Genomic DNA, 17,979 nt, shown 5'->3' with positions numbered 1-17,979 from the left:
GTGCTATCCTCGGTTCATGATATTCGAAATGTGCTTGAGCGTAATGGATAGCGTGCCGTCCGTATCATGGTTGAACTCGATGTACTCCGTATTGTCAAAGTAATCGGTCGGTATCGTGAGCTCGATTCCCGTATCCGTCTTCAGTTTGTGCTTGCAGACCTTTTTGAGCGTCGCTTCCGAATCCATTTTTACAGGAGCGGCAAAGCCCGCATCCTTGATCGCTGTCTTAAAGTCCTGCTGCATCGAAGGATTGTCACGGAATATTTCCTTGCCCGCTGCCGCAAGGTCAAGCGCATCCGATTCCTGCATGTTCTCTAGGACGTAACTCTTGGCCGCTGCTTCCGCCATCACGGCATCCCGTCCGTAGCTTTCCGCTACCTTTGCTGCCGTCCTGCTGAGATTCTTGATTGCTTCCTTCGGCGAAGGCGCAAGACTGCACTCAAGCAGCATTTCCGGAAGAATGAGGATGCCGTTCCCATCCATCGTGTACTTCTTTGCACAGACGAGCAATGCAGATGTCTTCACGTCGATGAATGCAAACTCGTCGATTTTTTGATTGGGTCCAGGCAAGATCGCATAATGACTGACGATTTCATTTTGGACGCCCGTTCCGCTCTGGTTGACCTGATGCATGAACGCCCTGTGATTCTTGCAAAGGCAGATTACGACTTGGCGTGCCTCATCAATCATCGCATCGAGTACGAGGATGTCGAGCGATTCCATTTCATCTGCATGAACAAACACGCGTTCCAATCCCTTTGCGATTTCTTTGGAAAAGGCCACAAAACCCGCATCATCACTGAGATAGGCCACAAGGTTCTTTGCAAAAGCGCTGTCCGCATAAAATGTGCCCGGCTTTGCCTCCTGCATGCTCCATGCGCGTTCGATATGCTTAAGAAGAAACGCCTCGACGATTCCATCCACAGGCATCTCTGCATCTGAATAAACCATCGTTCCCGTATGAAAATCGAGTATATGCAAAATAGCGTGTTGGACTTGGATCATACCATTCTCTCCTTCGCTTCCTTTTCCGCCCATGCGCGTACCTGCATCAAGCGCGGCATGAGACGCGCGCGGAGTTTCTCTTCCAGCTCTTCCAAATCGCTTGAATCGAATTCGTAGGTTACATTCGGGATATTCCAAATTCGCGCTTCGCTGAAAAACTCATCCCGATAAATATTGTAATAAAACGTGACACCGCTCTCCATGTCAAAATCCACGTAATCCGCTATGACGTATGAACCATTGTTGATCTTGATGGGGGCATCGGGCGAGATGTAACGAGAAAATCCCTCTGCTTCCGCGGGCAAGAAACGCGTGTAGTCCCATTCGAGTATCTTTTTGTGCCGCACAATGCTGCTAACCTGCTCCACATGGAATTCGGTCAGTTCGACAAGAAGCGATTCGAGCTGATTGTGCAGAAGTTCGACGAACGTATCGATGCTCGCCGTGATAAATTCGATGCGGCAGAATTCAATAAGCCCGATTTTGAGACGCAGCTTATACTCGTGCGTCTCTTCATGAAAATAAAGCGATGCGTATTTATGAAGTGCCTCATTTCCATAAACACAGATATCGTAGACATCGCCACTCGCCTGATTCAAGCGGCGCAGGTGAAAGCCGTGCCATTCCTGCGGAAGGTCGTTTAACAAACCGCTTTCTTCGAGGTTCGCTTTGATCTTCTCAATCGTTTCTTCCTTCAAGTTTTCGCTCCTTGAAAATTGTATCATGACACTTTAGTATACCATTCGTCATTTATGCGATTCAAGCAGAAAATCCTGCATTTCGATTTTCTGCTTGTGTAACACATGATTGACAAACCTACATAGAAGAATCTATTATAATCGTAGCTGTCAACTTTATTTTAATTTTTCTTCATTGTTTTTCTAGGAGCACGACCCGAATGAAACTCGCATCTATCTCATTTGAAAAGATTGTACTCATCGCAATGCTCACGATTGCATTTGGCACAGTCACCATCGGAGGCGTTTCCGTTTCCGTCACGAACCATGATCGAGTCATCATGGGCGTGCAATCGGGTGGAGCAAACCTTTCCGGCATGACGGAAAGCGAAGTGCTGCAGTATTTCAAACAAGTAGGAAAATCCAAACTTTCGCGCCCTGCTGCTCTTCTCATGTACAAAGAGCGCAGTTGGACCATAAATCCTGAGGACATCCATCTGCGAGCCGAGGCGGAAAAGGCCGCAAAAGAGGCTTACGCCGTCGGACGTACAGGAATCTTGCTCCGAGATATCCTAACGCAGATGCAATGTGCCATATTCGGAAAAAATATAATACTTGCAGGAGCGTATGACCAATCTCTTCTCGATAATGTGTTAAAAAGCGTCAAAGCGCAAATCGATACACAGCCGGTCAATGCAGCCGTGGAGCTTCATGATGGTGGTGCCATCAAAAAGATACCGGCTGTCACGGGGCTAACGCTTGACACAACGCCGATCAAGGAAGACTTGGATTCCAAATTCAAATCATTGCACATTTCGGTACGTGAAACGCTCCAGCCCAGTATACAGGAGCCGTTTATAACGAATGAGGACATTGCAGCCATTGACACAGTTCTCGGCTCGTACACGACATCATTCTTTCCTGGAGCACGCGGCGATAATATCAGCATTGCGGCAAGTCATTTGCAAGGCGTGCTGATCCGAAGTCAGTCGACACTATCGTTTAATGATATCGTAGGACGCCGCACTCGTACGGCGGGCTACAAAAACGCAGGCGTCATCATCGACGGTGAACCCGCCATTGACGTGGGTGGCGGTGTCTGTCAGGTCAGTTCGACACTCTACAATGCGGTCTTGCTTGCAGGAATGAAACCGACCGTCCGAAGCAGTCATTTCCTTCCTTCACACTACGTTCCTGCAGGACGGGATGCAACCGTCGCCGATGACCTGCTCGACTTCGTATTCCAAAATCCGCTCCCCCATCCCGTTTACCTTGTCGTAGGCAATACGGGGACGGAGCTTACGGTAAGCGTGCTCGGCACACGAGCGGATCTTACGGGGCAAACAATCGCGCTCGTCACAGAAGGCAGCCAAAGCCATCCTTCACTCTATCGTATTTGGAGCAAAAACGGACAGGTCGTCAACCAAGAGTACATGCATACCGACAACTATTCTTAATCGAATTTAGAACATCGTGATGGGATCGATGTCAATCGCGACATTCGTTTGCAGATGGAGTCCTTCTTCTCGCAAGAACTCTTGCACTTTTGCGAGAGTTCTTGTTTTGATCAGCACGACAAATCGATACGTACCTCGAAAACAAGCAACCATGGCAGGAGATGGGCCAATGATTTGATTTTGCTGCAGCATCCGTCCCTTTTCCTCCGCTTGACTTTTGAACACCTCGCGAAATCGATCAATAAATGCGCGCGCCTCCTGCTCTGCAATTTCCTTATCCGTATTCTGATAGAGGAGTTTGACCATTCGACTGATTGGTGGATAGAACAGTTCCTCCCGCAACGCGATCTCCCGCTCATAAAAGTGCTCATAATCCTGCGCTATTCCACATGTAATCGCGTAATGGTCGGGATTATACGCTTGTATAATGACGTTGCCTCGCGTGCCATGACGCCCTGCTCGCCCTGCCGTTTGCGTAATAAGCATGAAGCAGCGTTCCGCTGCGCGAAAATCTGGAACATTGAGGGCGGCGTCCGCACTAATGATTCCAACCGCCGTAACATTCGGTATGTCATGTCCCTTCGCGACCATTTGCGTACCTAGCAAAATATCGTATTCCTGATTGCGAAATGCGTCCAATATATTCTGATGGGAAAATTTTGCCGTTGTGGTATCCCTGTCCATACGAATGATGCGGGCAGCAGGCATGAGCGCGTGAAGCTCCTGTTCCAGTTTCTCCGTTCCAGAACCGAAGTAGCGTATGCGACGGCTTCCGCATTTTGGGCAAACATCGGGCACCGGCTCATGTGTGTCGCAATGATGGCAAACGAGATGTCCATTTGTATGGAAAACAAGCGGAAGCCCGCAATTCTTGCAGCGCAGCACCTCACCGCAATCCCGACAGAGAACGAATGTTGAAAAGCCGCGTCGATTCAGCATAATGATAGCCTGCTCGCCCTTTTGAATTGTCGATTCGATCAATGTGCGAAGTGCTCGTGATAAAACGCCGCGGTTCCCAGATCGCAGTTCCTTGCGCATATCGACACACGAGGCATGTGGAAGCGGCACATCGCCAACGCGATGTGGCATGGAAAGGAATGTGATTTCACCCGTTTTGGTACGAAAGCAGCTCTCCATGGAAGGTGTCGCGCTTCCGAGCAAGAGAACGGCATGATGCAGTTTTGCAAGGACTTCCGCAACGACGCGCGCATGGTAGCGCGGCGATTCGTCCTGCTTGTAACTCATATCCTGTTCCTCGTCCATGATGATCAATCCGATATTTTCCACTGGAGTAAAAAGAGCGGATCGCGCACCAATAACGACGCCGGCTTCGCCTCGGCGCACACGAAGAACCGCATCATTTCGCTCAGCGAGGCTCAATCGGCTGTGGATAACAACAAGATCCTGCGGAAAATACGCCTTGAATGCCATGACAACCTGACCGGTCAGCGCAATTTCAGGGACGAGTACGACAACACGGCGCCTCGCCATGCGAACATGCCGAGCAAGTTCAATATAGACCTGCGTTTTCCCGCTTCCCGTAACGCCTTTCAGCAAAAACTTCCGATGCCGATTCGCTTCAAGTGACGGAATGATTGCGCTGAGAACTTCCTTTTGGTCGTCCGTCAAGACGATATCCGCGTGATTTGCTTGTGCGTTTTGGTAGCTATCACGCAATACGCGCCGTTTCTCCTCTTTGATGTATCCTGTGAGGCAAAGACGCCTTATCGTATCATACGAAATGTGCTGTTTCCGAAGCGCCGTTCGCGTCTGCGCTCCCTTTTCCATAAGAAACCGCAGCAGCTTTTCCTGCGCGGGCTTGCGCCGAAAGGACTGCATATCCGCATCCGAAAGTGCCCTGCCCAGAGAGATGATTTCTTCATACCGTGCCACTTCTCGTTTTGTCGCTTCATACTCCCTGCAAATCAAACGATGCCGGAGCAATTTTTTTAAAACATGATCCAAATCATCCTCAAATGCAGGAAGTTTTTTCTTTAGTTCCGTTTTCTTCTGCGCCCCTTCCCTGCACAGGCAATCGTATACGGAGCGGCATGCGGGCATTGCGAGCAAAGCATTCCCTTCTTCATCATTCTTCGCCGCATACCGAAGCGTGATCTTCAGACCGCTCTTGCCGGGCATAAAGAGGCGCATCATCTCAGCGAGCGAACAAAGGTAGAATGACGCAAGCCACTTTGCCGCTTTCAGCATTTCGGGCGTAAACCAGCTTTCATCATCAACGACAGCAAGGATATCCTTGAGCGGAATGTCTCGCTTTTCTGTCTGGTCAGCAGTGGAGACGACGAAGCCTTCTACCCTTCGTCCGCTAAATGGCACATAGACACGCCAGCCAACATCAACAAAGGACAATGCGCTTGGCACACAATACGTGTACGCTTTCGCGATGCTTTTGACGGGAATATTCACAAAAACATCTGCTGTTCTCATCTCGTCGCTCCTTCTCTTTCATCATTTCTCGCTCTATCTTAAAGACTGCAAAAGAATCCGTCAAGAAGTTGTTTCACAGTAGCAAACAGAATCAGTTTATGATAGAATCAATATTATATAGAATATTCGATAAATAAAGGGTGCCAAAAACATGAACAATAAGATTCTTGGAAACCAAGGCGAAGCACTGGCAGCGAATTACCTGATCCAACACGGTTATGCGATCCTCGCACAAAATTATCGCATTCGGTCAGCAGAACTTGACCTCGTGGTGAAAGATGGAAATACGGTTGCATTTGTTGAGGTCAAGACGAGACGCAACATGCATTTTGGCAGTGGTGCTGAGGCCGTCAACTATCGAAAACAAAAAAAAATCATTCAGGCTGCACAGTATTTCCTGCAGCGATGGCATTTAGAGGGGCGTCCTTGCCGCTTTGATGTCATCGAAATCTACAAAGACACAAATCAGCTCTATCGAATTCATCATCTAAAAAATGCATTTGAATCCCATTAGTTTGAGAGGAGGATCCTTTATGTTTGCACGGACGCATGGAGGCACGACGCTTGGCGTCGATGGGCTCGTGATCGATGTGGAAGTCGATTCGTCGGCTGGACTGCCCGGATTTGATCTCGTGGGGCTGGCAAATACCGCCGTTCGCGAATCAAAGGAACGCGTTCGAACTGCAATACGCAATTCCAGAATCAACTTGCAGCAGAAGAAGGTAACCGTCAATCTCGCTCCTGCAGGTATTCGAAAGGACAGTGCGGGGCTTGACCTCCCTATCGCAATTGCTCTTCTTGCCGCTTACGGCATCATTCCTGCTGAGCGCATCGAACGCAGTCTGTTTGCTTCGGAACTCTCACTAGAGGGAGATTGCCGCGCCGTGCAAGGCATTCTCCCCATTACGATCACCGCAAGGGAGCAAGGATATTCATCCATCTTCGTCGCATGTGACAACGCAAATGAGGCACTCCTCGTCGATGGCATAACCGTATATGGCATTCAAAACCTGCACGAAGCCATTGCTTTTCTAACAGGAAAAACATCGCTCTCCCCGTCTGTCCCGAATCCGACCCCTTCCGTGCAAACGGTATCGACGGACGACTTTGCAGATGTACAAGGGCAATTTCAAGCAAAACGAGCATTGGAAATCGCAGCGGCAGGTGGGCATAATGTTCTGATGGTCGGTGTGCCCGGCTCCGGAAAAACAATGCTTGCACGGCGTGTAAGTTCGATTCTCCCTCCATTGACACGCGAAGAAGCTCTCGATATAACAAAAATCTACAGTATTGCGGGACTTCTTCCACAGAATGGAGGTCTCGTCCAGACACGTCCATTCCGCAGTCCACATCATACAGCATCCACCACGGCGATGATCGGCGGAGGAAGCGTGCCTCGTCCCGGTGAAGTAACACTAGCACATCATGGCGTGCTCTTCCTCGACGAACTCCCCGAATTTTCCAAATCAACACTGGAAGTTCTTCGCCAGCCTTTAGAGGATAAGAAAATATGCATCTCACGCATAAACGCATCAATTGTATTTCCGTCTGATATCATGTTGGTCTGCGCGATGAACCCATGCCCTTGCGGTTTCTATGGCGACGAGTCCCCAAAAAACGAATGCATTTGTTCCCCAAACGAAATTCGCCGCTACACGCGTAAGATTTCAGGGCCTTTGCTGGATCGAATCGATATTCACATCCGCATACCACATGTCGCTTACAAGGATCTTGTTTCAACAAAGAATGCCGAATCATCCGCTGTGATTGCTAAGCGGGTCGAAGCGGCGCGCGCAATCCAACAGGATCGCCTCGCTCCATGCAGCATAAGCTGCAACGCACAGATGAACCACGCCATGCTGAAACGATTTTGTCCGCTCAGCAAGGATGCGCAATCCATGCTTGAAATGGCATTTCACAGATTCCATCTCTCCGCACGTTCATATGACCGAATCATCAAGGTAGCACGAACGATTTCGGATCTTGATACGCAGATGGAAATACTGCCACGCCATATCGCAGAAGCAATTCAGCTTCGCCATGATGCGGGGCTCAGCGATCTTTAAGTTCAAACTATTTTTGTTGGCCACGAAGGAATCACGGATAAAATGAAGCTTATCCGATTGGCGTAGATTTTTCGTCTGCCAACTCATGGGGATGTACAACCCTTATCGTATCACAGCAACTGTTCTTTTGCCCGTTCGTCCGCAAGTTCCCTAGCCGTCAAAATGCAGGCGATCTTTTTATCCGTCATTGTATTGAGATCGATGAACTCGCCTTTTGTCGTTTGTACAACCGGAAGTGTCGTGACACGCGATTCGTCCATGTACACGATATTCGCAATCGTACCATCATTCAAACGTACCCAGCTTCCATTGAGGGCATGACAGACACGACGCATAAAGAGGACAGCATACTGCACATCAAGCCGATTGTTCAAAACATCGTCATGAAGAATATCAAAGATATGGAACGGGGACACCCGCTTAGCGTAGCTGCGCGTCGAAGCCATGGCGTCATACATATCGAGCAAAGCGAGAATCCGTCCGAAATCCGAAATCTTATTTCCTGTAAGCGCCATCGGATATCCGCTTCCATCGGTGCGTTCATGATGCTGCAGTACGCCGTCCAAAATCTTTCGATTGGTACTGAGATCCGTTTTTTCCAACATTTCCACGGCGATCTTCGTATGGTTCTTTACGATTCCATACTCGGTCGCCGTCAGCTTTCCATGCTTGTTGATAATGTTGCCAGAGATACGCATCTTACCAACATCCATAAAAAGCCCCGCCACAATCAAATCGTAACGTTCATACGGCGTAAGACTGAGCCAACGCCCCATGAGACTAGCTAAGATTCCGACATCAAGACTATGGTGAACGATATAGTCCCGCGTACGATCCATGTTGTGAATCTGCGATATGGCCTTTGCTCCGTTAGACAATGTTCGGAAATCCGAACTGCCGATCATACGCTGCAATGCCTTGAGGTCAAGTGTTCCGTACTCATTCAACGCTTTGAGCAAATCTGCGAGCACCTCATATACACGCTCGTAACAGGAAACGTACGCATCATCAAGCAGGTTGCTTCTTGGGACCTCTTCTGCCTTCGTCTCCTCTCCCTCGCGCACCTCGACGGAAAAGATCGCATGCGTCATCAAATCATCAAGAATGGGCTGCGTCAAAACGGTTCCAGCCTGAATCAAAATATTTACATCGTCTTCTGAAACGTCCCTGCCGATAATCATGCCCGGTTTTAGGTCTTCCACTGCATACGCTTTTAACATCGCATAGCCCTCCTAAGCATTACGAGTCACAACCTTTTCCTGTACATATTAGACAAACGTCCTGATTTTCCTGTCGATTAAAAATTATTTTTAAGGAAAAACTTATTCAAACTGTCAAAATGTGCTCAATATGCTAAAAATCCGCAATGTCATGCCCAAAAACATCAAGATGCCAAACAAGATCAAGAATGCGCCTGCCATTTTCTGTACGTAAGGAAGATACGGATAGATCTGTCGAACCCGATCTCCAATGCGCTGCCATAGAAGCATGATGCAAAAAAACGGAAGTGCAAACCCCACGATGTAGGCAATGAGCAAAACAATTCCTTCGGACACGGTTTCGCGGCTCCCCGCATAGAGAAGAATTGCCGTCAGTATCGGCCCTGTACATGGAGTCCACCCGATCGTAAAGGCAGCGCCGAGCAGGAATGAACCAATCGTTCCACCGCCGCGTCGCTGCAAGAACGGCCTTCGTTCTCGCAGCAGAAAATGGGGCGTCCATATTCCTGAAAGAAAAACACCGAGAAAGATGAGCAGCGCTCCGCCTGCCCTTTCAAGTGTCTCCCAATGACGAAGCGCAAGCTGCCCGATCGACGTTGCTGTCGCACCAATGATCAAAAAGGTGATCGCAAATCCTATGAGAAATGCAAGCAGATTGCGTGCGAGCACACTCCTTCCATTGGTCCCATCAGATGATCCAGCAAAGATGAGCAGAAATGTCGGCAGCATGGGAAGCACGCATGGAGAAAACAAGGACAGCATACCGGCAAGGAATGCTGCCCAAACCGAAAGTGCTTCCATTATTTCACACGCGCGAGCGCGTCCTCCAACTCCTTTTCCGTTGCCATACCTTCCTTGCGGAATTTGACCGTACCCATGCCGTCGATTATAACCGTCGTCGGAATAGCACGCACATGGTACGTATTCGCTACCTTGCCTGCCGCGTCTAGCAAGACATGCATCTTATAGTCATTCTTTTGCATAAATCCTGTGACTTTCTCGCTGTCCTCCTGCATATTGATTCCGTAGAATACGAGGTCTTGTGCATGCGCCGCAGCAAAATGATCCATTTCCGGCATTTCCTTACGGCACGGCGGGCACCACGTCGCCCAGAAATTCAGTACATAAAGCTTCCCATCGCCGGGGTTTACGGCCTGATTCCTCCCGTCGATGTCTGCCAGTGCAAAGCTCGCCGCATGGCTTTCTTCCTGTGTCTCCGCCTGTTGTTTTGCCCCCGCATCTGCGAGTGCATCCTTTTCTGCCTCACCACATCCTGCTGCCGTAATCAAGAATACTGCGAGAATCGCTGACAAGATATTCTTGCTGTTCATGAAAATCCCTCCCTTGGAAAAAGCTTCCACACAAAACCATTCTCTGCACCGCATTGAAAACACAGCGAGAAATACGCTGTGGAAAGCCCTATCGATATATCGATGATTTTAGCCTTTGACGACGACATTGACGAGTTTCTTCGGCACGCAGATCACCTTGACAATCGTCTTGCCTTTGGTAAGCTCCTTCGTGCGCGGCAAGCGCATCGCAAGCTTCTCCATTGCCGCACGATCCATATCAGAAGGAATTATCAGTTTGTCACGTACCTTTCCATTTACCTGCAGTACGATCTCAATTTCAGCGAGCTTCACGGCCTCTGCATCGTACGCTGGCCACTTTTGTTGATGTACGCTGCCCATACCCGCAAAAAGCGTCGTCCAAAGCTCTTCTGTGATATGCGGTGCAAACGGAGCGAGAAGTTTTAACAGAGCTTCAGCGACCTCACGCACAAGCCCTGCGTTGATATCCTTGTCTTGGAAGGCATAAAACGCATTGACGAGTTCCATGATAGAGGATACCGCCGTATTGAACATAAAGCGGTCTCGTATGTCTTCCGTAACCTTGCGGATCGTCATATGCAGGACACGGCGAAGATCCGCTTCTTCCTTCGTCAGTGTCGTAATATCGTATTGCTTTGGCGCGCTCTGAATCGTGCCTTCAAAATGTGCAAGGATGCGCCAAACGCGACCGAGAAAACGGTACGCGCCTTCAACTCCCTTGTCACTCCAATCGAGATCTCGCTCAACCGGTGCTGCAAAGAGGATAAAGAGACGCGCCGTATCTGCGCCGTATTTTGCGATAATCTCTTCCGGTGATATGACATTGCCCTTCGACTTTGACATTTTAGAGCCATCTTTCAGAACCATCCCCTGCGTCATCAAATTCGTAAACGGCTCATCGAAATCGACGAGGCCTGCATCGTGCAGGACTTTCGCAAAGAAACGCGAGTACAGCAGATGTAAGATGGCGTGTTCGATGCCGCCGATATACTGATCGACCGGTGCCCAGTAATTGACCTTGTCCTTGGAAAACGGCGCATTTTCATTTTGCGGATCCGTATAACGCAGATAGTACCAAGAAGAACAAATGAAGGTATCCATCGTATCGGTTTCACGCTTCGCATCTGCGCCGCACCTTGGACACTTGCAATGCACAAATGCTTCGCACTGTGCAAGGGGCGAAACATTTCCCTGCTCAAATGAGACATTCTCAGGAAGACGCACTGGCAGTTTCTCTTCTGGCACGAGCACTTCGCCGCAGTTTGGGCAATGGATGACCGGAATCGGAGCCCCCCAGTAGCGCTGGCGCGAAATAAGCCAATCACGCAGGCGATAATTGACTTTGCGACGGCCAAAGCCCCCTTTGACCGCCTCGTCGATAATTCCCTTGAGTGCTTCGTGCATCTCCATGCCATCAAAACGGCCAGAGTTTACAAGGACACCACTCTTATCCGTATAAGCTTCCGTCATTTCCTCCAAAACAAGTGTATGGTTCTTCGGCTGAAGGGTAATGATGATGGGCAGATGATACTTTTTCGCGAACATCCAATCGCGTTGATCTTCAGACGGAACCCCCATGACCGCGCCCGTTCCGTACTCTGCAAGTACATAGTTCGTGACCCAAAGCTCTACCTTGTTTCCGTTAAACGGATTGACCGCGTAGATGCCAGTAAAGATGCCTTCTTTCTCCGATTCGCTCGACGTGCGTTCGATCTCCGACTGGCTTTTGACGCGTTTGCAGAACGCTTTGATATCTTCCGCCTTAGGATTATTCTCCATAATTTTCGAAAGGAGCGGATGCTCTGCTGCGAGCGCAACAAACGTGATGCCGTATGCCGTATCGGCACGCGTCGTGTAGACTGGAAGCTTTTCGCCAAGTGACGGCACGTCAATATCGAACTCCAAGCCTTCACTGCGACCGATCCAGTTATCCTGCATCGTCTTAACGCGATCCGGCCATCCCTTTAGCTTATCAAGATCTGCCAGCAATCGATCCGCATAATCCGTAATTTTCAGGAACCACTGCGAAAGTGCCTTTTTGTGGACTTCCGAATCGCAGCGCCAGCACTTCCCGTCGATAACCTGTTCATTGGCAAGGACTGTGCCGCAAGTATCGCACCAATTGACGCTAGCCTTCTTCTTATAGGCAAGCCCGCGTTTGTAAAACAACTCGAAAAGCCACTGCGTCCACTTGTAGTAGTCCGGTGCACACGTCTTAACTTCCCGCGCCCAGTCATAGGAAAGACCCATCGCACGCTGCTGGCGTTCCATATTTTTAATATTGCCGTACGTCCAGTCCGATGGCTTCACACCATGTTGGATGGCCGCATTTTCCGCCGGCATGCCGAAGGAATCGAATCCCATCGGATGCAGGACATTGAAACCTTCCATCGTCTTATATCGCGCCATGACATCGCCAATGGAATAGTTGCGGACGTGTCCCATGTGGAGATTGCCAGACGGATAGGGAAACATCTCCAGCGCGTAGTACTTCGGACGCGAAGGGTCGGCCTCCGTGCGATAGGCCGCTTCCTCTTCCCATTTTTTCTGCCATTTCTTCTCGATTTCCTGCGGCGCGTAACGATCCAAAACAATCTCCTCCTAGTTTATTTATGCAAAGACACCAGCCATAGACTGGTGTCCGCTTTACGACAGTCTTTTGCGATTCCGTTAGACCGTTCCCATTATATCGTATCGGGCCGCCAGCGTCAATCCCTCCGCACCGCTCGCTCTTATCGTATATCCGTTTGCAGCAGTCCTTCTTTTCATTCCATCAGATCCATACGCATTTTATTCTCCTTTTACTGCTCCCAGCAAACAAAAGCGTGCTGAACGCAACGGCATTCGTCAGAATTTTTGTACGTAATTTAAACGTGATGGTGCGTTTCTTCCCATTTTCGTCGCGCATCCTCATAACTCTCGCATTCTAACGTAAAGCCCTTCCCCGATACTTCCGATGTATCAGAAACAATCATAAATGCCTGCGGATCATGATGATGTGCAATCGTCTTAACGCGGCTGACTTGCGTTAAACTTACCACGATAAAGAGTATGTTCTTGCGTTCGCCGGCGAAGCCGCCACGCCCGTCTAAAAACGTCACACCGCGATGAATATGCTCCATGATGTCATAGCAAATCGCATCCGCCTGCGGGGAAATGATGACGATGGATTTCTCTCGATTGAGTCCCGTCGCAACGCGATTGGTCAATTCTGCTGTCACATAGATCGAAATGAAACTAAAGAGGGCGACATTGATATTAAATAGCGCAATAGATGCCATGATAACGAGAAAGTTCAGCGCAAAGATGACTGTACCCATATCAATCGAGTAGTACTTACGAACAACGGCACCGACGACATCGAGACCTCCCGTATTAGCATTGGCACGAAATACCATGCCGAAACCAACGCCTGCAATGACACCGCCGAATATGGCGCAAAGCATCGTATCGCTGCAAATCGACCAATCTACCATAAAATGCGTCACGTCGAAGAGGATTGACTGGCAAACCGTTCCAATCACTGTATCAACCGCATACAAACGACCAAATACACGGTAGGCAAGATAAAGAATCGGCAAATTGTAGATAAAATTCTGCAAACCAACGGGGAGTCCTGTCAAATAATAGATAATGAGTGCAACACCACTGACTCCGCCCATCAAAAGGTGTGAAGGAATTAAAAACAAATTGAATCCTAAGCATGTCAGTGCACAGCCAACGACAATCTGCATATAACGAAAGACGTGTTTTTTTATATCTCGCAGCTCTATATTCATAACCTTTTCCTACTGCGTCAAACGACGGTGAACACATCATGTGACACATCGTCACATAGGATCTCGACCTCTCCCTTCACCGTTTCGAGCTCATGCTGCAGACGCTCGGCAAGCCTCCTTACAATCGGAAATTCTGTACCGAAATGACCCGCGTCAATGACGTGCATCCCAAATTCCATGGCTTGCTGTGCATCATGATAGCGCACGTCCCCCGTCACATAAGCATCCGCTCCGAGAAACGCCGCCTTGCCAATAAACTCGGCACCGCTCCCGCTGCAAATTGCGACTTTACGCACGGTACGTTCTCCCACCTTGACCATGCGTACATAAGTGACGGGAAGCGCTTCCTTGATTGTCTCGGCAAAATCCTCGATTCTCATCGGTGCAAGAAGCGACCCCACTCTTCCGAGACTCTCCGTTGTACCATCTTTATGCTGTTCCGTCAGGACAAAACTCGAAACTTGTTCCAATCCGATCGCTTCTGCGAGCACGTCGTTGACACCGCCTCTCGCGATATCAAGATTTGTATGTGCAGCGGCAACCGCGATACCATGCTTGAGCAACGTCTGAATGCGTGCACCGATCGATAAATCGGTTCGTATGTGCTTTAATGGTTTGAATATCACTGGATGATGCGCAACAATCATATCTGCCTTCTTCTCCATCGCACGCGTTACGACCGCATCCGTCACGTCGAGTGCCACGAGCACACGTTCTGTACGATGTGCTGGACTGCCAATGAGAAGCCCGGAATTATCCCATTCCTCCACCAGTCGCTTCGGTGCAATCCGTTCCAATGCATCGAGAATCGTCTTACACATTACCATGCACGATACGCCTCCAATTTTTCAATATACGCTTTCGTCTCTGCGTACTTACGAGATTTCTGCGCCGTTTCACTTTTCTGCATTCCTGCCAAGGCACGCTGCTTTCCTAAAAGCAGAACTTCGATATGCCGCCGTAAAAGGGGCGGTTTCTTTTTCCAAAGCATTGGACCAATCTCAAGCAAAATCCGGTTTGGCGTCGGTTTTTTCCCACGCTTTGCCTGCATGATTTCATACATGCGGCCATCCGCTTCGACCAGTGCCTCATCTGCAATATACCAGTCATTTTGATAGAGCCACCAACGTAACTCCATCGCTGCTCCCTGCGGTTGAAGCACGAGCGTGGAAAGCCTCTTCACCGTAGCAGGCGCTGCGGATAAAATTTCTATCATCAACGCTCCCCCCATTCCGGCAAGACAAACCGTGTCCACTTCCATCGGGGCAATTCTTATAAGCCCATTTGATTGACGCAAAGCAATCTGCTCCGCGAGCCCAGCCGATTGTACGGCATGGCTCGCCGCTGCAAGCGGTCCTTCATTTTTGTCACTCGCAATGACAAAGTCCGCCGTTCCTTCCTGTACAAGCGTAAGCGCCAAATGACCATGATCCGTGCCAACGTCCGCGACACGGCTGCCGCGCGGCACAAAATTTGCGATTGCACGAAGCCGTGCGTCGAGTTGCATGAAAAGTATCTCCTTCTGATCTTATCGGGCTGATTCATTCAGCATTTGTGTCATCGGAATCGGGTCAAGCGTTACCAATCCTAGCTTGCCGCTGCGAAACTCTGTCAAGACAATTTGTTGTGCCTTTTCATGATCAATATGCCCGCCCTTTACAAGACAGCCGCGCTTCCTGCCGATTGCCTCAAGCAGCAGGACACTGTCATTCGGCACCTCTTGCAGCTTGAATCGTTCTTTCAAGCGATCCGCATAACTGTGCTGCAACGTTTCCAATAATAGTTTTACAACGCTTTCCCGATCATAAATCTCATCGCTGATCGCTCCCGTAAAAGCAAGCTTTATGCCAACCGTTTGATCCTCGAATTTCGGCCAAAGGATTCCGGGCGTATCCAAAAGATCAAGATTGCTTCCTATTTTTATCCACTGCTTAGCACGCGTAACGCCAGGTTTGTTTGCCGTCTTCGTGCGCGCTGCACCGGCAAGCCGATTGATAAGCGATGATTTGCCGACATTGGGAATGCCGAGAATCATGCATCGCGCTGCGCGCGGGCGGCCGCCATTTTTTACGAAACGATCCGTCTTGGGACGAGCCAGTTCCTCGGCGATCTTCACAAGCTGCTTCGTTCCCTGTCCCATGACAGAGTCAACCGAACAGGCTTTTATTCCTCGTCCGAGAAAATACGCCAGCCACTGTTTTGTCATATTCGCATCTGCTAAGTCACTCTTGTTGAGTACAATAAGCCTAGGCTTTTCCTGTATGATTTCAGCAAGCATCGGATTTGCACTAGATGCGGGAATCCGTGCATCAAGCAATTCAATGACGATATCGACAAGTTTTAGATTTTCTTCAATGATTCGCTGCGTTTTTTTCATGTGCCCCGGGTACCACTGGATACTGGGTATATCTCTCGCTGCATCATTTTTCATCATTATACATATTCCCTTCGGCCCTTGATTCTACTGGATTCTTACGGCATGTGCCTAAATATAAAACAAAGAAATCGTGATTTATCGCTATCCATACTATATCATATTTTAGCGTAAAAACCCATAAACGGGAGACAAACGGGCACCAGCCATGCTCCTCTTTGGCCTACGCCTGAATTATCGTCGAGAACTTATTGACCGCATCCTCGATCGGCGGCAGCACCTCGTTCACGATGCTTGCCGACACACGCTGCTTGATCTCCTCCGTCACATTGTCAATATGTAGCTCACGCACAATGTTGTCCTAGGTCTCCTTCCACTTGCTCATAATAAACTCCATTCCGCCGCTCAAGCACAAATAAGTGGATCTTTTAGACCGTACGCTAATCATGGGCTTAGACTTATCGTTTTTGCTTGGCATGGACAGGCAATGCCTCTCCTCAACCATGAAAGGAGGATTGCCAACATGAAAATCGTTTCCCCCGTCTGCTGTGGCATCGATATCCACAAAAGTTTTCTCGTTGCCACCATCGTATCCGTCACCAAGATGCGGACACTCTCTTACAAGAAGGAACGCTTCTCCACGCTCAACAAAGATCTTCGAAGGCTCAAACATTGACTCATCGAAAATAACTGCTATGACGTTTGCATGGAATCCACCGGCAAATACTGGGTTCCCGTCCTCAATGTGCTCACTGCAGAACTGCATGCGTGATTGCGAATCCGAAGTGGGTACGCGCAGTGAAAGGCAACAAGGACGATGCCAAGGATTCCAAATGGATCGGGGAACCGTTCTGCTTCGGTCTTGTCAAAAGCAGATTCATCCCCGGCAAAGAAATTCGCATATTGCGTGAGTTTACACGCTACCGCTGTAAGCTCGTCAATATGTGCAGCAGCGAGAAGGACCGCTTCTCAAACGGCTTTACGGTCTGCAACATCGCCATGGATTCCGTCGTCTCCGATAGGTTCGGGAAATCTGCCCGTCAGATCACCGATTATTTGCTGACCGACAAAGATCCAACCGCGCAGCATTGTCCAACTCTGCTCCATCGCTCTCTCAAAAAGAAGGCTGTTGCTGTCGTTACATCCATCGAAGGATTTCAGCTCACAGAGGAGCAGAAGTTTTGCATGCTGCAGATACGTCAGCATATGGAATGCTTGGATGCTGCGATACAGACCATCGATGAAAAACTCGATCAGATGACGACTCCCTACGCCGCTGCCATCCGCCTCCTTTGCACAATCCCCGGCATGAAGCGCGAATCTGCCATAACGATCCTTTCCGAAATCGGTACGGATATGGCGCAGTTCGACTCTTCCAAGAGGCTTTGAGTTGGGCCGGCCTGGCCCCCGGCAACAATCAATCCGCCGGCAAGAAGAAATCTGCGAAGATTACACGTGCCGGTGCCTACATCAAACCGATGCTTGTGCAGGCAGCTCATGCAGCCGTCAAATGCACCGGTCAGCCCTACTGCAAAGTCAAATATGAAAATATCGCGCGGCGCCGTGGCAAGAAAAGAGCCATCATTGCCATTGCGTAAGTTGTAAAATAAATTGACGCAAAAAGT

Annotated in this window: 18 protein-coding genes; 6 read left to right on the top strand and 12 right to left on the bottom strand. The window is 49.3% G+C overall.

The window, feature by feature from the left end:
* Nucleotides 1-3 precede the first annotated feature (3 nt).
* Entirely contained in the window at nucleotides 4-1,005 is a 1,002-nt protein-coding gene (locus HMPREF1985_RS02500) for a nucleoid-associated protein (protein ID WP_021770874.1), read from the bottom strand.
* On the bottom strand, nucleotides 1,002-1,703 hold the full coding sequence (locus HMPREF1985_RS02495; RefSeq protein WP_040636844.1) for a hypothetical protein: 702 nt from the start codon (nucleotides 1,701-1,703) through the stop codon (nucleotides 1,002-1,004). Before HMPREF1985_RS02495 ends, HMPREF1985_RS02500 begins: the two co-directional genes overlap by 4 nt.
* 200 nt (nucleotides 1,704-1,903) lie before the next feature.
* Between HMPREF1985_RS02495 and HMPREF1985_RS02490 the strand changes: the two genes are divergently transcribed.
* Complete coding sequence (locus tag HMPREF1985_RS02490; protein ID WP_021770872.1) at nucleotides 1,904-3,139, top strand: VanW family protein; 1,236 nt, start codon at nucleotides 1,904-1,906, stop codon at nucleotides 3,137-3,139.
* A 6-nt stretch (nucleotides 3,140-3,145) separates the two neighbouring features.
* Here the strand turns inward: HMPREF1985_RS02490 and priA are convergent, their stop codons facing one another.
* On the bottom strand, nucleotides 3,146-5,584 hold the full coding sequence (gene priA, locus HMPREF1985_RS02485; RefSeq protein WP_021770871.1) for a replication restart helicase PriA: 2,439 nt from the start codon (nucleotides 5,582-5,584) through the stop codon (nucleotides 3,146-3,148).
* Nucleotides 5,585-5,735: 151 nt separating this feature from the next.
* On the opposite strand from priA, the gene HMPREF1985_RS02480 reads away from it, so the two are divergent.
* Together HMPREF1985_RS02480 and HMPREF1985_RS02475 are read left to right on the top strand one after the other, a co-directional pair.
* Nucleotides 5,736-6,098 (top strand): YraN family protein, encoded by a 363-nt coding sequence (locus tag HMPREF1985_RS02480; RefSeq protein WP_021770870.1) that lies wholly within the window; start codon nucleotides 5,736-5,738, stop codon nucleotides 6,096-6,098.
* Nucleotides 6,099-6,117: 19 nt separating this feature from the next.
* The gene (locus tag HMPREF1985_RS02475) at nucleotides 6,118-7,650 is read left to right on the top strand and encodes a YifB family Mg chelatase-like AAA ATPase (RefSeq protein WP_021770869.1); all 1,533 of its coding nucleotides are present in this window, start codon (nucleotides 6,118-6,120) and stop codon (nucleotides 7,648-7,650) included.
* Nucleotides 7,651-7,760: 110 nt separating this feature from the next.
* Here the strand turns inward: HMPREF1985_RS02475 and HMPREF1985_RS02470 are convergent, their stop codons facing one another.
* The 9 genes from HMPREF1985_RS02470 to HMPREF1985_RS11710 all read right to left on the bottom strand — a co-directional run bounded on the left by HMPREF1985_RS02470 (nucleotide 7,761) and on the right by HMPREF1985_RS11710 (nucleotide 16,706).
* Entirely contained in the window at nucleotides 7,761-8,870 is a 1,110-nt protein-coding gene (locus HMPREF1985_RS02470) for an HD-GYP domain-containing protein (RefSeq protein WP_021770868.1), read from the bottom strand.
* A gap of 114 nt (nucleotides 8,871-8,984) precedes the next feature.
* Nucleotides 8,985-9,671, bottom strand: a complete 687-nt coding sequence (locus tag HMPREF1985_RS02465) for a cytochrome c biogenesis CcdA family protein (RefSeq protein ID WP_021770867.1) — start codon at nucleotides 9,669-9,671, stop codon at nucleotides 8,985-8,987.
* Nucleotides 9,671-10,201 (bottom strand): TlpA family protein disulfide reductase, encoded by a 531-nt coding sequence (locus HMPREF1985_RS02460; protein ID WP_040636843.1) that lies wholly within the window; start codon nucleotides 10,199-10,201, stop codon nucleotides 9,671-9,673. The genes HMPREF1985_RS02465 and HMPREF1985_RS02460 overlap by 1 nt, the downstream gene beginning before the upstream one ends.
* 108 nt (nucleotides 10,202-10,309) lie before the next feature.
* A complete protein-coding gene (gene leuS / locus HMPREF1985_RS02455) occupies nucleotides 10,310-12,790 on the bottom strand; it encodes a leucine--tRNA ligase (RefSeq protein WP_021770865.1) in 2,481 nt (826 codons plus the stop codon).
* Nucleotides 12,791-13,068: 278 nt separating this feature from the next.
* Complete coding sequence (locus HMPREF1985_RS02450) at nucleotides 13,069-13,980, bottom strand: YitT family protein (RefSeq protein ID WP_021770863.1); 912 nt, start codon at nucleotides 13,978-13,980, stop codon at nucleotides 13,069-13,071.
* 17 nt (nucleotides 13,981-13,997) lie between these two features.
* Nucleotides 13,998-14,807 carry a Nif3-like dinuclear metal center hexameric protein gene (locus HMPREF1985_RS02445; RefSeq protein ID WP_040636842.1) on the bottom strand — a complete coding sequence of 270 codons (810 nt, stop codon included), beginning with the start codon at nucleotides 14,805-14,807 and terminating at the stop codon, nucleotides 13,998-14,000.
* Nucleotides 14,801-15,487: a tRNA (adenine(22)-N(1))-methyltransferase gene (locus HMPREF1985_RS02440; RefSeq protein ID WP_021770861.1), complete on the bottom strand. Its 687-nt coding sequence runs from the start codon at nucleotides 15,485-15,487 to the stop codon at nucleotides 14,801-14,803. Before HMPREF1985_RS02440 ends, HMPREF1985_RS02445 begins: the two co-directional genes overlap by 7 nt.
* Nucleotides 15,488-15,508: 21 nt before the next feature.
* Nucleotides 15,509-16,414 carry a ribosome biogenesis GTPase YlqF gene (gene ylqF, locus HMPREF1985_RS02435; RefSeq protein ID WP_021770860.1) on the bottom strand — a complete coding sequence of 302 codons (906 nt, stop codon included), beginning with the start codon at nucleotides 16,412-16,414 and terminating at the stop codon, nucleotides 15,509-15,511.
* Between the two features lie 163 nt (nucleotides 16,415-16,577).
* On the bottom strand, nucleotides 16,578-16,706 hold the full coding sequence (locus HMPREF1985_RS11710) for a hypothetical protein (RefSeq protein WP_021770859.1): 129 nt from the start codon (nucleotides 16,704-16,706) through the stop codon (nucleotides 16,578-16,580).
* A gap of 171 nt (nucleotides 16,707-16,877) precedes the next feature.
* Here HMPREF1985_RS11710 and HMPREF1985_RS11245 point away from each other — a divergent pair, with 171 nt between their 5' ends.
* The 3 genes from HMPREF1985_RS11245 (at nucleotide 16,878) to HMPREF1985_RS10765 (ending at nucleotide 17,952) form a co-directional block, all read left to right on the top strand.
* Nucleotides 16,878-17,030 carry a hypothetical protein gene (locus tag HMPREF1985_RS11245; protein ID WP_155943506.1) on the top strand — a complete coding sequence of 51 codons (153 nt, stop codon included), beginning with the start codon at nucleotides 16,878-16,880 and terminating at the stop codon, nucleotides 17,028-17,030.
* A gap of 122 nt (nucleotides 17,031-17,152) precedes the next feature.
* The gene (locus HMPREF1985_RS11415) at nucleotides 17,153-17,743 is read left to right on the top strand and encodes a hypothetical protein (protein ID WP_231385155.1); all 591 of its coding nucleotides are present in this window, start codon (nucleotides 17,153-17,155) and stop codon (nucleotides 17,741-17,743) included.
* Nucleotides 17,740-17,952, top strand: coding sequence for a transposase (locus HMPREF1985_RS10765; protein ID WP_021770856.1), 213 nt, complete (start codon nucleotides 17,740-17,742; stop codon nucleotides 17,950-17,952). The genes HMPREF1985_RS11415 and HMPREF1985_RS10765 overlap by 4 nt, the downstream gene beginning before the upstream one ends.
* Nucleotides 17,953-17,979 lie beyond the last annotated feature (27 nt).

The sequence above is a fragment of the Mitsuokella sp. oral taxon 131 str. W9106 genome (genome assembly GCF_000469545.1).
Taxonomy (GTDB): domain Bacteria; phylum Bacillota; class Negativicutes; order Selenomonadales; family Selenomonadaceae; genus AWVT01.
Note: the sequence above shows the minus strand (reverse complement) of the source record. Positions and strands in the feature narration are given on the sequence as shown.

Excerpts from the sequence above, each read along its gene's own strand:
- HMPREF1985_RS02500 (WP_021770874.1), bottom strand. The coding sequence starts at position 1,005 with ATGATCCAAGTCCAACACGCTATTTTGCATATACTCGATTTTCATACG.
- HMPREF1985_RS02490 (WP_021770872.1), top strand. The coding sequence starts at position 1,904 with ATGAAACTCGCATCTATCTCATTTGAAAAGATTGTACTCATCGCAATG.
- priA (WP_021770871.1), bottom strand. The coding sequence starts at position 5,584 with ATGAGAACAGCAGATGTTTTTGTGAATATTCCCGTCAAAAGCATCGCG.
- HMPREF1985_RS02480 (WP_021770870.1), top strand. The coding sequence starts at position 5,736 with ATGAACAATAAGATTCTTGGAAACCAAGGCGAAGCACTGGCAGCGAAT.
- HMPREF1985_RS02475 (WP_021770869.1), top strand. The coding sequence starts at position 6,118 with ATGTTTGCACGGACGCATGGAGGCACGACGCTTGGCGTCGATGGGCTC.
- HMPREF1985_RS02470 (WP_021770868.1), bottom strand. The coding sequence starts at position 8,870 with ATGTTAAAAGCGTATGCAGTGGAAGACCTAAAACCGGGCATGATTATC.
- HMPREF1985_RS02465 (WP_021770867.1), bottom strand. The coding sequence starts at position 9,671 with ATGGAAGCACTTTCGGTTTGGGCAGCATTCCTTGCCGGTATGCTGTCC.
- HMPREF1985_RS02460 (WP_040636843.1), bottom strand. The coding sequence starts at position 10,201 with ATGAACAGCAAGAATATCTTGTCAGCGATTCTCGCAGTATTCTTGATT.
- HMPREF1985_RS02450 (WP_021770863.1), bottom strand. The coding sequence starts at position 13,980 with ATGAATATAGAGCTGCGAGATATAAAAAAACACGTCTTTCGTTATATG.
- HMPREF1985_RS02445 (WP_040636842.1), bottom strand. The coding sequence starts at position 14,807 with ATGGTAATGTGTAAGACGATTCTCGATGCATTGGAACGGATTGCACCG.
- HMPREF1985_RS02440 (WP_021770861.1), bottom strand. The coding sequence starts at position 15,487 with ATGCAACTCGACGCACGGCTTCGTGCAATCGCAAATTTTGTGCCGCGC.
- ylqF (WP_021770860.1), bottom strand. The coding sequence starts at position 16,414 with ATGATGAAAAATGATGCAGCGAGAGATATACCCAGTATCCAGTGGTAC.
- HMPREF1985_RS11245 (WP_155943506.1), top strand. The coding sequence starts at position 16,878 with ATGAAAATCGTTTCCCCCGTCTGCTGTGGCATCGATATCCACAAAAGT.